This is a genomic window from Actinomadura scrupuli (assembly GCF_050971785.1).
Classification (GTDB): domain Bacteria; phylum Actinomycetota; class Actinomycetes; order Streptosporangiales; family Streptosporangiaceae; genus Actinomadura_E; species Actinomadura_E scrupuli.
In genome coordinates this window covers 613,766-627,679 of the sequence record NZ_JBPCCU010000004.1, presented here as the reverse complement: position 1 = coordinate 627,679, position 13,914 = coordinate 613,766, and the positions used below count along the sequence as shown (strand labels likewise).

Below are 13,914 nucleotides of genomic sequence, written 5' to 3'. Positions count from 1 at the left end.
CGGCCGGCCCGGCGCCGTCCGGTCGTGGTGGTGCTGGCCCTACCCCCGATTGGCAAGGTCGCCCCACTGATCTACGCGCTCCGGACGGGTTGGCTGAAACCAGGCAAGAACGAGGCCCTCGAGGGTCCCCGTCGCACTGGAGGAAGCCATGTACGCCGTCCCGGCCGACCGTCCGGCCCCAGCCGCCTGGGGGCCCGCCCTGCTCCGCGCCGTGCGGGCATGGCCGGTCCGGTGGCGTACCCTCGCCTCGGCGCTGGCCGGAGTCGTCTTCGTCGTGGGCTCGGGCCTCCTGCTGACCAGCGGCGAGGCGTCCGCCACGGTGTCCGGGGCGGTACGGGCACTCGGCGGCGTGCACTGGGCGGTGGTCCCCGCCCTGGCCGGGCTCATGGTCGCGCACTTCTGGTGCTCCGCCGTCGCCCTGCGCGGCGCGGCCGGCCGGCGCCTGCCGCTGCTGCACGCGACGATGGCGCAGTTCACCGCGGCGACCGCGAACAGGGTCACCGGCGGTGGCCTGGGCACCGTCGCGGTCAACGCACGCTACCTGTCCAGCCGGGGGACCCCCGCGGCCCCGGCGGCGGCCGCGGCGGGCGTCCTGCAGATCGGCGGCGCGGTCGCCGACCTCCTCCTCTTCGTAGTGATCATCCCGGTCGCGCTGGCCACCGGCGGCGGTGTCCTGCTGTCGCAGCTCGGGACGTACTTCAGCGGCCTGGCCGGTCCGCTGACCATCGTGGCCGCCGCGGCCGCCGTCGTCGCCGGGGCGGCGGTGTGGTTGCTGCGCGACAGGCTGCGGGACCCGATCGCGGCCTGCGCGCAGATCATGCGACGGCCCGGCGACCTGCTCCTCATGATGGCCGCCTCCGCCGCCACCACACTGATCATGGGCATCGCCTTCGCAGTCAGCATGCTGGCGATCCCCGCCGCCGCCACTCCGGGGCAGATCGGCACCCTGATCGCCGTCTACATGATCGCCGCCGCCGCCGGAGGCGTCGTCCCCGGCCCCGGCGGACTCGGCTCCACCGAGGCGGCCCTCGTCGCACTGCTCAGCGTCACCGGCATCGAGACCGCCAGCGCGCTGTCGGGAGTCCTGATCTTCCGCGCCGTCACCCACTGGGCCCCCGTGCCCATCGGCCTCCTCAGCGCCGGCACCCTGCGGACCGGCGCATCGGCCGCCGGCCGCCCCGGCGGGCCCCGGCGGCAGCGGGCGGCGGGCACGACCCTCACCATCGACGGCGGCATATCCTCCGGCGCCCTGTGACCGGGGTGGCCGGTGGCGGCCCGTACCCGCCGAGGGGCGGGGCGGTTCAGCCCGCCAGCCGCAGGCCCTCCTGGCACGCCTCCATGAAGGCGTACCTGCCCAGCGGGAACTTGCCGCCCCCGTCGACGCCCTGCTGGTAGGACTGGGCGCAGAAGTCGGCGGGCAGGCCCTTCTTGCCGGAGGCCGCGGCCATCCCCGCCGCCAGCTCGATCATCAGCTTGCGGGTGTACTTCTTGCCGCTGGGATCGATCATGATCACCTGGGAGCCGGTCACCTTGGGACGCGAGGTCGGCGCCGACGGCGGGCTCACGCCGGGCGACGAGACGCCCGGGGAGGCGGGCGCCGCGCTGGTGGCACCCCCGATCGCGGCCGGCGCCGTGGCGGACGGAGCCGGCGATCCGGCGGCGGTGCCGTCATCGTCGCAGGCCACCGCTCCCAGGGAGACGATCCCCAGGCATGCGGAGGCCAGCAGAGTGGTGATGTTCTTGATCACTATCCCCTTTTAGTGCAGGGCAGAAACTCGGGCAGATGACCATAACAGAACACCCGTGGCCGTCCGGGCGTTACGCCACTGGCCGGAAGTTGACAGCGAGTACCCCTGCTCTGGTCAGCGGCGCCGTACAGGTGGAACCTCGGAGCGTGACGAGCGAGCCGAGCGTGCCGAACGGGACGGCGGGCGACTTCCGTCCGGTGAACTTCACCTCCTCCTGGCGGGAGGAGTCGCTGGCCAGGATCTGTGAGCTGCGCGCCCTCATCGGTTCCCTGCGATCGCGCGCGGGACCGGACGCCGAGGCCGGAAGGCTCCTGGCGGACGCCGAGACCGAACTCGCGCACGCGCACCAAGCCGCGCGACGGCGCCGGATCGGCGGTGCGCTGACCGGGGCCGCGGTGCAGCGGGTGCACGCTCATCTCGACGCGGCGGAGATTCTCGTGCTGCGTGCGGCGCCGTTGGACTACGTCCGTGGCCAGACCGCGGCTCTGGTCGTCTACGTACGGCGTCACCTGCTGCCCAGCGACCCGCGCTGCCAATGCGCGGAACAGGCGCTCGAGGCCGAGGGCATCGGCCCGCGAGCCGCCGGGGCCGCCGCGCGCGGGACGGCGGCCCCGGCCGGCCGGCTCGCCAGGGCCACCCGCCGCCGAGGCGGTTCCCCGACCGGCGCCCGGCAGCTGTCGCCGATCGACCGGGAGCGGCTGGTCGTCGCGGTCCAGGGCGCGATGGCCGAGTCCCGCAACGAGCACATGCGGGTACGCAGCTTCCGCAATCTGCTGCTGGTCTTCGCGGGCGTGCTCGTCGCACTGGCGATCGGCGTCTGCGTCTTCGGGGCGGCGATGCCGGACAAGCTACCGGTGTGCTTCCAGCCGGTGCAGGTGGCGACGGCCCAGGCCCGCACCTGGCGGATCGTCTGCCCCACCCGGGAGTCCGAGCTACCGGCACAGGCGGACGTCGACACGGTGGTCGCGGCCACCGTGGACGCCTGGGACATCCCCCTGATCGAGGTCCTCGGTCTCATCGCCGCGGCCGTCGCCACCGCCACCGCGCTCCGCAAGGTCCGCGGCACGAGCACCCCCTACAGCCTGCCCGCCGCACTCGCCCTGCTGAAACTGCCGCTCGGAGCGCTGACCGCGCTGCTCGGCCTGATCCTGATGCGCGGCAACTTCGTGCCCGGGCTGAGCGCGCTGGACAGCTCAGCGCAGATCCTCAGCTGGGCGGTGGTCCTCGGGTACGCGCAGCAGGCGTTCACGCAGGTCGTCGACCGGAAGGCACAGGATCTGCTGGAGGACGTCGGCGGCGCCGAGCAGCGCGAGAAGCCGACGGCCGGCTCGCCGCCACGGCCGTGACCCGGCCGGGCCGTGAGGGCTCATTCCCCGCCGGGGAGGGAGGTGCCTCCGGCCGGCCGCGGCGGGTGGCGGGCGGCACGCTGGAAGAGCAGGAACAGCCAGCCCAGAGAGGGGATGAGCAACAGCATTCCCACGAGCGCCACGGCGAGGGTCGCGTGCAGGACGGCGGGCACCGCGGCGGCCTCGTCGACGGTGACCCCCGGCAGCAGCCGGGGGTAGGCCGCCAGGCCCCAGCCCCAGATGACGGCGGCGGCGGCGAGGCCCGCGGTGAGGCGTACGGCCAGGTAACGGCGGGTGCCCAGCAGGACCAGTGAGACGACGCCGGCGAGGACCGACAGGCCGACGAGCACGGCGGCCGGCGCGGAGCGGAGCCCGTCCGCCAGGCCGGGGGCGTCGGCCGCGACGACGAAGAGGCCCACGACGGCCAGCGCCCCGACGCCCAGGCCTGCGACCAGCGCCTGGCGGCGGAGACCGTCGACCAGGTCCGGAGCGTCGCGCTGCGCGTCCCAGGTGAGGAAGACGGCGGCGAGGTAGGCGCCGGTCCCCACCGCGAGCAGGCCGGCGATCACCGAGGTGGGATTGAACCACGAGGTGATCGGGTCGCCTGCCGCCAGGCCGGGAGGGACGCGCCCGGAGGCGATCCCGCCCGCCGCGGCGCCCAGGAAGAACGGGGTGACCAGCGAGGAGAGCGCGAAGTCCGCACCGAACAGCCGCTGCCGTCCCAGCGTGGTGCTGACCTTGCGGAAGGCGAATCCGGCCCCGCGCCCGATGATGCCCAGTGCCGCGAGGGTGAGCGGGATGTAGAGCGTCGAGGCGACGGCGGCGAAGACCGAGGGGAAGCCGGTCCACGTCAGCACCAGCACGAAGATCAGCCATACGTGGTTGGCCTCCCACACCGGCCCGATGGAGTGCTCGATCAGCGAGCGCCGGCGGTGGCCGCGCCGAGCGCCGCCGGCGAACAGATCCCAGAACCCGCCGCCGAAGTCCGCCCCGCCCAGCAACGCGTAGCCGGTCACCGCGGCCCAGATAAGCACCAGCAGTGCGTCGGCGGCGCTCATACGACCGGATACCCCTCGACGTCGGACTCCTGCGGAGCCACGGGCACCGGTATGTCCCGGGAGAGAAGCCGCAGGACGTAGATCGTCCCTACGGTCAGGAACGCGTACACCACGCACACCGCCAGCAGGCCGAGCCAGAGCCCGGGGCCCGGATTCACGGCGTCCCGGGTGCGCATCAGCCCGTAGGCGACCCACGGCTGCCGCCCCACCTCGGTGGTCACCCAGCCGGCCTCCAGCGCCAACGGCGCGGCCACTCCCGCCACGGCCGCCGCGCGCAGGAACCATCGGCCGGCGGGAAGGTCACGCCTTCGCCACCACACCAGCGCCAGCCAGCACACCAGGGCCAGCAGGGCGAACCCGATCCCCACCATGATCTGGAAGGCGGGATGGACCACGTTGACGGGAGGGCGGTCCGCCGGGGGCACCTCGTTCAGGCCCAGGATGCGTGCTCGCGGATTCCAGTGCGCCAGCAGGGACAGCCCGTCGGGGATCTCCACCGCGTACCGCAGGCGGCCGCCGGTCTCGATGCCGCCGACGTGCAGCGGTACGCCGCGTTCGGTGACGAAGACGCCCTCCATCGCGGCCAGCTTGACCGGCTGGTAGTGGGCGACGAAGTGCGCCGCCCAGTCGCCCACCCCGATCTGTACCGGCGTGATGAGGGCGGCGACGCTGAACGGCAGCAGGAACCCCAGCCGGTGGTAATGGTCGCGGCGCCCGCGCAGCATCGCCACCGCGTACACGGCGGCGGTGCCGAAGCCCGTCACCATGAACGCCGCGAGGATCATGTGCACCGTCTGCGGAGGGGTCGCCGGATTGAACATCGCAGCCCAGGGATCCACCCCGGTCACCCGGCCGGCCACCAGGTCGACCCCGCGGGGCTGGTTCATCCACGCGTTCGCGGTGACCACGAAGAACGCGCTCGCCACCCCCGCCGCCACCACGGGCAGCCCGGACAGCAGATGAGCGCGGGGCGACAACCGGTCCCAGGCGTACAGATAGATGCCCAGGAAGATCGCCTCGATGAAGAACGCGAAGCCCTCCAGGGTGAACGGCAGGCCGATGACCTGCCCGAAGCGGCCCATCAGACCCGGCCAGAGCAGGCCCATCTCGAAACTCAAGATCGTCCCGGACACGGCGCCGACCGCGAACAGCACGCCCATCGCCCGTGCCCACCGGCGGGCCAGCAGCCGGTAGTGCACGTCCCCGGTACGCACCCCCCGCCACTCGGCCAGCAGCGTCAGCACCGGCATCCCCACCCCGTAACAGGCGATGACGATGTGCCACCCGAGCGACAGCGCCATCTGGCCGCGCGCCGCCGCCAGATCGGCCGGTGTCGCGGCCTCGGCCAGCAGACCTCCCATAGGACTCCCCCAGACTCGGCGGCGCCCATCTCGCTCGCGCGGCGGCCCGCCACCCTCGGTACCCGCCTCCTGCCCAGGTTCGCCCGGCCCAAAAAGTCGCGCCGGGCGAGCCGGGACCCGTCCGCGGTCTCGTTCACGCTTTCGCGTACGACCGGCGAATCGCTCTCCGGACGGAATCCGCCGACCCGGCCGGACTTTCCTCTCACCCGTACGGCAATGGCCGGGCATCGAACATTTCTGATATCCGATGCGCGCCGCCCGAGAAACGGGGTTAGCGCCCTGCGCTTCGGCCGGCGTCCCAAGCGGAACGGCGCATGCCCGGGCGCTTCCGGAGAAATAGGAGGGTCCGCCGCCGGAACGGGCCAGGCCCCTGTTTCACCAGGTGAAAGTCCGGACGTCCGGCCCGCCGGCAGGTTGCCGCTCTCCCCGGCGCTGAGTCCGGGCCGGCCGGATTCTGGTCGACGAAGTGTGGCGTAGTAAACAGTTTCATGGCGGGCGGAAGGCTATGCATATATTGTGCGTACGTTCCGCTAGATGGGTGACAGTGTGGGAGAACCAGGTCGACTCGTCGTACCTCAGTCGGTCTTCGACAGCCTCGCGGAGGGTCACCCCTCGGCCCTGACAGGACGGTTCCTGGCCGGAACGGCCCGGGACGTCAGTCTGCTCCTCCTCAAAGCGGTCGCCGAGGAGTCCGGCACGGGGCCCGGCGCCTGGGGGTTCGACGTCCTGACGAAGCTGCACTCGGCATCCCCCGCCCGCGTCGATCGCGTGCTGCGGTATCCGGCGGTCGGAGCATGGGCGAGAGAGACGCTGCGGGCTCTGCGCCGGGGAGAGCCAGGCCGTCCCGGGCTCATGCTCACCGTCGCGGCCGCGGCGGCGCTGCGCGCCGGGCTGGACTTCGAGGCCACGGTCGAGCCCGCCGACGGTCTGGTCATGTTGCCGTCCGTCGGTCAGGCGGCGCTCGACGGCACGTCTTGCGGGATCTCCGTGTCACAGGGCCGCGCGGAATTGTCCGGCCGGGGTTCGAGGGTCCGCGTTCCCGCCGCACCTCACGACGACGGGGCGGGCTGGCAGGGACTGCGCCCGGTCGCCGCCGCGGCCGACGGTCTCCACCTGCGGCTGATGATCGACGACCTCGACCCGTACCGCTTCCCCATCGCGGTCGCCCCCCGGCTCGCCGCCGCCGACGTGAGGTGCTGGCGGTCTCTGCTCCAGGAGGCCTGGCGGCTGCTGTGCCGTCATCACCGTCCGCTCGCCACCGAGCTGCGGGCGACGATATCGGTCCTGACCCCGTTGAACGCCGGAGCGGCCGGCCCGGTCAGCGGCACCTCGCAGACCACGTTCGGGTCGGTCGCGCTCGCGCCCCCGCACGACCCGCTCCTGCTGGCCGAGACGCTGGCACACGAGGTACAGCACGCCAAACTGGCGGCGCTGCTCCAGCTCGTCGATCTCGTACGGCCCGAGCGCGGGGAGCGTTACTACGCGCCCTGGCGGCCGGACCACCGGCCGATCGGGGGGCTGCTCCACGGGGCCTACGCCCATCTGGGAGTGGCCGCCTTCTGGCGGCGCCAGCGGTTCCACGAGGAGGACGACTTCGCCCATGCCGAGTTCGTGCGCTGGCGGAACGCCGCGGACGAGGCCGCCGAAGTCATCGAGGACAGCGGCGCGCTGACTCCGCTCGGGCGCCGCTTCGTCCAGGGCATGCGCCGGACCCTGCGGAGCTTCCACCGGGATCGGGTCTCGGCGGCGGCGGTCGCTCACGCCCACCGGGCCGCGGACGTCCACCGTGCACGCTACGGCTGAGCCCCGGCCTCACAACGGGATGGGGTCGAAGTCGAACTCGAGCCGTTCCCCGGCCATGACCTTCCGGACCCAGGGATGGTCGGATCCCAGCCGGTCACGAAGGTTTCCGAGCGCCTCGTTGCGCAGCCGTGCCGCCTCGTCGGCGTGGCCCAGCGACTCGAGGTCGAGGGCGAGGTTGGCGGCGGCACCGAAAGTCGGCGGCTGGTCGGGGCCGAGCAGCCCGGTGACCTGACTGAGCGTGCTCCTGCCGAGCTCCACGGCGGAGGTGTGGTCGCCCAGCGCCGAATGGTCGCTGGCCAGCCCGACGGCGCAGATGAGAGCGAGATGGTGGTCGGCGCCGAGTGAATCGATCAACGCTCTGAGCGAGGCCTCGTTCAGCATCCGCGCCTTGTCCGGGTCGCCGGCGTGCCGGAAGAGCAGAGCGAGGTTGCTCCGGCACGCGTGCTCGTACGGATGGTCGGCGCGGTACATGTCGGCGTACGCCTCCAGCGCGTGCTCGGTAAGCGGAATGGCCTCGTGCACCCTGCCCGCGTCGCGCAGCATGTTGGCCATCATGATCTCCGCGGCGAGGGTGTCGGGGTGCTGTTCGCCCAGCAGCCGCTGGAACCGCTTCAGCAGATCCTCCGTGAAGGCCACCGCGCCGGCCGAACCGCCCTCCACCATCCGGGTGGCGATGGCGAGGTCCTTCGCCCCGCGCAGGGTGGTGGGGTGATCGGCACCGAGCAGTTCGATGTTCGCGGCGTGCAGGTCCTCGCCGAGTTCCCTGGCGCTCTCGAAGTCGCCGCTCAGCCGGATCACCCGGATGAGGTTGTTCATCGCTCTCTGCACCGAGGGGTGGCTGGTGCCGAAGACCGCGCGCATGGTGCTGTGCACCTTGGTCAGCAGCTCTTTCGCCTCGTCGTAACTGCTGGTGAGCGTGTAGTCCAGGGCCAGGTTGTTCTGTGCCCGGAGCGTGCGGCCGTCGGACTCGCCGAACGCCTCGACGTGCCGGGCGACCAAGCGCCGTGACATCTCGAGCGCCTCGGCGAAGTGGCCGGCGGCGCGCAGGTCGATGCAGTAGTTGTTGGTGATCCGCAGAACCTCGTCGTGGTCCGGCGGCAGGAGGGCCGTGGCGTCGGCGAGAGCCTGCCTGTTGACCTCGAGGGCCTCGCGGAAGTGGCCCGCGCTCCGCAGCGCGAACCCCAGATGGCGATTGATCGCGCAGATGTCGAGCGGGTCCGAGTCGGGATCGCTCGTCCAGTTCTGCTGGCACTCCCGGGCGAGTTTCAAAGCCGCCGTCGCGTTTCCCGACTGATAGAGGTAACGGATGATGCCTCGCATCAGGAATCGCACGCTGCGGTCCGGGCAGGTCGCGACGCTCGCCGGGCCGATGTGCGGCAACAGCCGCGCATAGCCCGGCCAGCTCTGCGTGTCGTCGGGATTCGACGGATCCGCGGCGGCCAGCAGCAGATCGACGCAATGCCGGAAATACTCGGACTGTTCTTCGCTGAGGCTGTCCCTCAGCAGTTTCTGAACGAGCCGGTGCACTTCGACGGTCCGGCGCTCACGGTCGATCTGCACCAGGGAGTACCGGCCGAGTGCGCCGATGGCCTTGCTGAACCGCAGCGGGTCTCCGAGAATCTGTGCGAGCTGAGCGTCGAGTTCGGGGTGACTGCCGCTGAGCACGTCCCGGGGAATGGGGTCGGGCCCGAAAAAGGCCGTCAGGTTAAGCAGGTCGACGGCGTCCGGATGGTCCTCTCTGAGCTGACGGACGGAGACCGACCAGGTAGCGGTCAGCGGAACCACGCTGTAGTCGGACGGCCGGCCCTCGGCGAGCAGTTTGCTCGTCTGGTTCTCCAGCAGCTCGAGATAGTCGTCGACCGGCATACCGGTCGCGGACTGCAGCGCTCCGGCCTGGACGAGCGCGAGCGGCAGGTCTCCCAATGCGTCGGCGAGAGAGTCGGCTTCTTCCGCGGCAATGCCGGGCACCTTCCGGTCAAGGAAATCCCGGCTCTCCTCGCGACCGAAAACTCCGACCTTGAGAGTTCTCGCCGCACCGCTCCATTCGGAATTGCGCGAGGTGATAATCACATGGCCCGGACCGTCGGGGACGAAATGGATGACTTCTTCGGGCTTCTGCGCGTTATCGAAGATCAAAAGCCAGCGCGCGACGGGATCACCTCGCCGCAAGGCGTCCACGACCGCCTCGGCGGCCTCGGTGGAGCCGGTGGCGTTGGCCGCGGGGAGGTCCAGATGCGGGGCGAGCCTGGCCAGTGTGCTCGCGATGAGCATCGGCTGATCGGAGGGGACCCACCACACGAGGTCGTATTCACTCTGGTAGCGATGGGCGTACTCCACCGCCAGTTGTGTCTTCCCCACTCCGCCGAGCCCCTGCAGCGCGGTCACCAGCGTGACCCCCTGCGGCGACTCGGGGTGCAACTGCGCGAGCAGTTCCGAGCGTCCGGTGAAGTCCCTATTACGTGGTGGGACACGGCCCCAGATCTTCGGGCGCCCGGCCGGATCTGTCGATGTCATATCTGCTCCTCAGCGGATCAGCACATCACCATCTTAGTCATGAAGTGAGGAGACCAGAGGTGGTCAGGTCACCGTTCGTACGCGATGATGGGCCAGGGAGCATGAGATGGGAGTAAGCCGCTATGGCGGAATGTCCGCATGATGTCGAGACAGAGATGTTCGACCTCTCGGGCCTTGACCTGGCTGAGCTGTCTCACCTCGGGGCAGCGGCGACATCCCATGTCCTGAGCCGAATTCTGGGGAATGAGGCCGATATCCCCGACCCGCTCCTCGGGGGCCCGGACGGCAGTCGTTAGCGGGGCCGGTCGGCTCGCCGAGTAAGGGTGGTGAAGAGTTGGTTTCCCTGGGCCACACGGCCGCCGCCGGCGGGTCCCGGCGTATTCGGCTCGCCGGAGCACTCCTTTCCCCTAGGGTCTGTGCAGTGACTCCGCGTTCGAGGAATCAGCCGTGACCGCCTCCAGAATGACGGCGCAGCGGAATCAATCGCCGTTTCCCGGTGCGCGTTCCTATCGATCCGATGAGGATCTGCTCTTCTTCGGCCGGTCGGCGGAGTCCGAACGTCTCACCGAAACCTGGCAGCGCCATCGGGTGACGGTCCTGCACGGGCCGGCCGGTATCGGCAAGACCTCACTGCTGGCAGCCGGCGTCCTCCCACGGCTGCGCAGGAGCGGGCGCACCGTCCCGCCGCTGGGCGGCGTGGCCCCGGACCCACGCTTTCCCACCGCCGCCCTTCCCTCCCACAACGCCGCGGCCCAGGCCCTGCTGCGCAGCTGGGCACCGGCCGAACGGCCGACCGCGATGGTGCACACCTCGGTGGCGGCCTATCTGCATCAGCTGTGCACCGGCTCGGGCGGTGCGCTGGTGGCCGTCGACCAGGCCGAGAACCTCTTCCGCACGGTCGAGCCGGAACAGCGACGGCGGCTCCTGTCCGAGCTGAACGTCGCGGTGCGCAGCGACTCCACGGTCAACGTGCTCTTCAGCGTGCGCAACGACCATCTGCCGCGCCTGCTGGCGGAGCTGCCGTTCCCCGAGATCACCCGGGTATCGCTGGACGGGCTCGACGACGCGGCGGCCACCTCGGCCATCCGCGATGCCATCGGCGGCCGGGTGGGCGGCCGGGAGCTGGCGGCCGGCACAGCCGAAGCACTCGTCACCGACCTGATGACGGTGCGCCTGGTCGGTGGATCCGGCGATCGCACGACGTACCGCGAGGACAGGACCAGCCCTACCCTGGTCCAGCAGGCCGGGGCCGCGCTGTGGCGGCGCTGGCGTGAGCGCGGCCAGGTCACTCGTGACCAGGTGTCCCGGCGAGCGGTGGACCGGTGGCTCGCCGATTCGCTCTGGGACGCCGTCTGCTGGGCCGCCGAGGCGTTCGACCGGGATCCGGCGCACCTGTGCCGCAGACTGGCCGACGTCTTCGTGACCCCGGCCGGGCACGGCCGCACCGCCTCGCCGGACGAGGCCGGATTGCCGGAGGGCCTCCTGCGGGCGCTGCAGGACCGTCATCTCCTGGACGGGCGCCCCGGCGATCCGTCCGTGAGCTTCTCGGTGGGAGACGGGCGGCTGCTGGAACCGCTGACCGAGCTCGCCCGGCAGGCCGCGACGCGCGAGCCGCGGCTCCTCAGCGTCTCCGATCGCTTCCGGTTCGCCGTCCGAGCGCTCATCGACGCCGACGGACAATCTGCCGAACGGCACGCGGTGATCGCCGCGGAGTCCGCCGAGGAGCCCACGGTCCGGGCGGGGGCGGAGATCCTGCTGGGCAATCTCGCCTTCGAACGCCAGGACTACCCGACCGCCGAGAAGCACTACCGCCAGGCGGCCGTGCTCGCCGAGACCGTCCAGGATCAGGAGATGGTCGGCGCCCTGCTCGCGGCGATCGGCCGGATGCACCGGCTGAGCGGCGACTCCACCGGCGCGCTCGCCCTGCTCCAGTCGGCGTCGGCGCGGCTGCCCGGCGACCGTACCGTCCGCAACGAGCTGGCGCGGGCCTTCGCCGAATCCGGAGAGCCCCGGGCGGCCGCCGCCGTGCTGGCGCAGGAGCCCGGTTAGCGCTCAGCGCCCGGGCCGTCTCAGCCCGACGCGTCCGCCTTCCTCGCGCCGCCAGCGGTTCGGCAGCGTGGTCCCGGCGGCGACGATCGCGCCGGTCAGCTCCAGCCCGGCCTGACTCACCCTGGTGAGATCGACCCCCGACAGGGTCGCGCCGGTCAGATCCGCCCCGGACAGATTCGCCTCACGCAGATCCGCGCCGGTCAGGTCGGCGTCTCGCAGCACCGCCTCGCTGAGCACCGCGAAGGACAGATCCGCCCCGGTCAGGTCCGCTCCGGTCAGATCCGCTCCGCCGAGCTTCGCCGACCGCAGTGCCGCCCTTCTCAGCGAGGTGTGGCGGAGCCGGCCCTCGGTCAGATCCGCTCCGCCCAGCTTGGCCCCGGTCAGGTCCGCGCCGTCGAGATTCGCCGTGCGGAACTCGCAGGAGGCGGCGGACACCCACGCCAGATCGGCGTCCCGGAGGTCGGACCGGCACAGATTCGCGCGCTCCAGTACGGCTGCCCTGAGCGTCGCGGCCGGCAGCTCCGCCGCGACGAGCTTCGCCCCGGTGAGATCCGCACCGCCCAGCCGGGCCTCGTTCAGCGTCGCCGCGCCGAGGTCGGCGCCCCGCAGATTCGCCTCCGTGAGCTCGGCGCCGGTCAGATGCGCCCCGGCGAGCCGTACCTGGGTGAGGTCGGCCCGGGACAGGCGAGCGGCCGTGAGGTCCATGGCGCTGAAGTCCGCCCGGGCGAGCGTCACGATGGCCTTGTCATGCCGGGTGTCCCGTCGGCCGATCACGGTCACCGCGGCCTGCAGATCCTGGGGCGCGACGGTTCCCCGGTCGGTCAGCGACTTCCGCTGCGCGAACGCGGCGAGGACCTCCATCACGCTGGGATGGTCGCGCTCCGAATCCCAGGCGACCCGTTCGAGCGAATAGATGGCACCGAGCCGCGCGTCGATCGCCTCGGAGGTGAGCTGTTCGATCGCCCGGGCGAACCGGTCGGTGATCTGCACCGCCTCGCTCTGCTCCATCGCGCGGTTGCTCGCCTCCGTCTGCCGGTCGGCCTGGCGAATCGTCAGCTGCAGGGTCTGGCGGTTGAGCTCGCTCTGCTGCCGGGCCAGCGCGAAGTTCCTGGCGGTGAAGACGAACGCCCCCACGCCCAGGAGGCCGACCACGATCTGGAGGAGCCGCCCCCGTGCCGCGTCGCGGGCTTTGATGAGCTGCTCGGCGCGCTCCTTCCCCTTGACGGGGTGCACATCGTGCGCGGCCATCAGATCGGCCACCGGCCAGAACAACACGACGAGCAGGACGAGCCCGGCGACGGTGAGCCCGGCGAACGCCGCCGCCCGACGGGCCCGGCTCTGGCGCATGACGGCAGGCTGCTGCTCCTGCGATTCGCTCACATCGAAGACACTACGAGTCTCATGCCACATCTGTACCTCTGCGCACCGGTAACAGAGTGGGGGCCTGATCTCACCGGGTGTGGTGCACGTCGCCGGCCGGGTCGGAGCCCCGCCGGCGGGCCCGGTGCGCGGATCCGCCTCCTCGTCACGCCGGGTCGTCGTTCCCGAGGGAGGAGAAGGCGGCGCGGTTTCGCCAGAGCTCCGCGGCCAGCGCCCCGGTCGCTTCGACGGTCACGCCGTTCGGATAGGTGATCTTCAGGGAATCCTGGGCGTAGCGCTTCACCCCGCTGAACCGGAACGGCCCCACGCCGACCTCGAAACTGGTCTCGGTCGTCGTCACACCGGTCACCGCCACGGCCGGCGCGGCCTGCGGCCTGGCGAGGGGCCGTACGACGGCGGGACGCGCGAACGCGGTGGGCCGGGCGATGGCGGTGGGCCTGATGGCCGGAGGCTCGACGGCGGCCGGCCGGGCGAGAGGCTTCCGCGGCTGCGCACGCCAGGCGGAGGCGATCGGGGTGACCGGTGCCAGCGCTCCCCCACCGCTGTTCTGCTGCGCCGTGTTCGCCGCATGGAACCCGTGCACGAGCGCTGGGGAGATCCTGGCCGATCGCCTTGGGAACGTGGTCTTGCCGGTGCATGAGAGACATGTGCAGGG

At 71.6% G+C, this 13,914-nt stretch carries 11 protein-coding genes; 5 read left to right on the top strand and 6 right to left on the bottom strand.

Annotated features, from left to right (window positions below):
* Positions 1-148 precede the first annotated feature (148 nt).
* Positions 149-1,255, top strand: a complete 1,107-nt coding sequence (locus tag ACRYCC_RS22185; protein WP_433814879.1) for a lysylphosphatidylglycerol synthase transmembrane domain-containing protein — start codon at positions 149-151, stop codon at positions 1,253-1,255.
* 46 nt (positions 1,256-1,301) lie between these two features.
* Here ACRYCC_RS22185 and ACRYCC_RS22180 read toward each other — a convergent pair whose 3' ends face one another.
* The gene (locus ACRYCC_RS22180) at positions 1,302-1,748 is read right to left on the bottom strand and encodes a hypothetical protein (protein ID WP_433814878.1); all 447 of its coding nucleotides are present in this window, start codon (positions 1,746-1,748) and stop codon (positions 1,302-1,304) included.
* 146 nt (positions 1,749-1,894) lie between these two features.
* On the opposite strand from ACRYCC_RS22180, the gene ACRYCC_RS22175 reads away from it, so the two are divergent.
* Positions 1,895-3,094 (top strand): hypothetical protein, encoded by a 1,200-nt coding sequence (locus tag ACRYCC_RS22175; RefSeq protein ID WP_433814876.1) that lies wholly within the window; start codon positions 1,895-1,897, stop codon positions 3,092-3,094.
* 20 nt (positions 3,095-3,114) lie between these two features.
* On the opposite strand, the gene ACRYCC_RS22170 is transcribed toward ACRYCC_RS22175, so the two are convergent.
* The gene (locus tag ACRYCC_RS22170) at positions 3,115-4,152 is read right to left on the bottom strand and encodes a cytochrome d ubiquinol oxidase subunit II (protein WP_433814874.1); all 1,038 of its coding nucleotides are present in this window, start codon (positions 4,150-4,152) and stop codon (positions 3,115-3,117) included.
* A complete protein-coding gene (locus ACRYCC_RS22165; RefSeq protein ID WP_433814873.1) occupies positions 4,149-5,513 on the bottom strand; it encodes a cytochrome ubiquinol oxidase subunit I in 1,365 nt (454 codons plus the stop codon). The genes ACRYCC_RS22170 and ACRYCC_RS22165 overlap by 4 nt, the downstream gene beginning before the upstream one ends.
* 534 nt (positions 5,514-6,047) lie before the next feature.
* On the opposite strand from ACRYCC_RS22165, the gene ACRYCC_RS22160 reads away from it, so the two are divergent.
* On the top strand, positions 6,048-7,316 hold the full coding sequence (locus ACRYCC_RS22160) for an HEXXH motif domain-containing protein (protein ID WP_433814871.1): 1,269 nt from the start codon (positions 6,048-6,050) through the stop codon (positions 7,314-7,316).
* Positions 7,317-7,325: 9 nt separating this feature from the next.
* Here ACRYCC_RS22160 and fxsT read toward each other — a convergent pair whose 3' ends face one another.
* Positions 7,326-9,830 (bottom strand): FxSxx-COOH system tetratricopeptide repeat protein, encoded by a 2,505-nt coding sequence (gene fxsT, locus ACRYCC_RS22155; protein ID WP_433814869.1) that lies wholly within the window; start codon positions 9,828-9,830, stop codon positions 7,326-7,328.
* Positions 9,831-9,952: 122 nt separating this feature from the next.
* On the opposite strand from fxsT, the gene ACRYCC_RS43990 reads away from it, so the two are divergent.
* Together ACRYCC_RS43990 and ACRYCC_RS22150 are read left to right on the top strand one after the other, a co-directional pair.
* Positions 9,953-10,126, top strand: a complete 174-nt coding sequence (locus ACRYCC_RS43990; RefSeq protein WP_490885254.1) for a hypothetical protein — start codon at positions 9,953-9,955, stop codon at positions 10,124-10,126.
* A gap of 151 nt (positions 10,127-10,277) precedes the next feature.
* Entirely contained in the window at positions 10,278-11,879 is a 1,602-nt protein-coding gene (locus ACRYCC_RS22150; RefSeq protein ID WP_433814867.1) for an nSTAND1 domain-containing NTPase, read from the top strand.
* A gap of 3 nt (positions 11,880-11,882) precedes the next feature.
* Here the strand turns inward: ACRYCC_RS22150 and ACRYCC_RS22145 are convergent, their stop codons facing one another.
* A complete protein-coding gene (locus ACRYCC_RS22145; RefSeq protein ID WP_433814866.1) occupies positions 11,883-13,259 on the bottom strand; it encodes a pentapeptide repeat-containing protein in 1,377 nt (458 codons plus the stop codon).
* Positions 13,260-13,404: 145 nt separating this feature from the next.
* Complete coding sequence (locus ACRYCC_RS22140; RefSeq protein WP_433814864.1) at positions 13,405-13,842, bottom strand: hypothetical protein; 438 nt, start codon at positions 13,840-13,842, stop codon at positions 13,405-13,407.
* Positions 13,843-13,914 lie beyond the last annotated feature (72 nt).

Coding starts and splice junctions, on each gene's coding strand:
- ACRYCC_RS22185 (WP_433814879.1), top strand. CDS start 149: ATGTACGCCGTCCCGGCCGACCGTCCGGCCCCAGCCGCCTGGGGGCCC.
- ACRYCC_RS22170 (WP_433814874.1), bottom strand. CDS start 4,152: ATGAGCGCCGCCGACGCACTGCTGGTGCTTATCTGGGCCGCGGTGACC.
- ACRYCC_RS22165 (WP_433814873.1), bottom strand. CDS start 5,513: ATGGGAGGTCTGCTGGCCGAGGCCGCGACACCGGCCGATCTGGCGGCG.
- ACRYCC_RS22160 (WP_433814871.1), top strand. CDS start 6,048: ATGGGTGACAGTGTGGGAGAACCAGGTCGACTCGTCGTACCTCAGTCG.
- fxsT (WP_433814869.1), bottom strand. CDS start 9,830: ATGACATCGACAGATCCGGCCGGGCGCCCGAAGATCTGGGGCCGTGTC.
- ACRYCC_RS43990 (WP_490885254.1), top strand. CDS start 9,953: ATGGCGGAATGTCCGCATGATGTCGAGACAGAGATGTTCGACCTCTCG.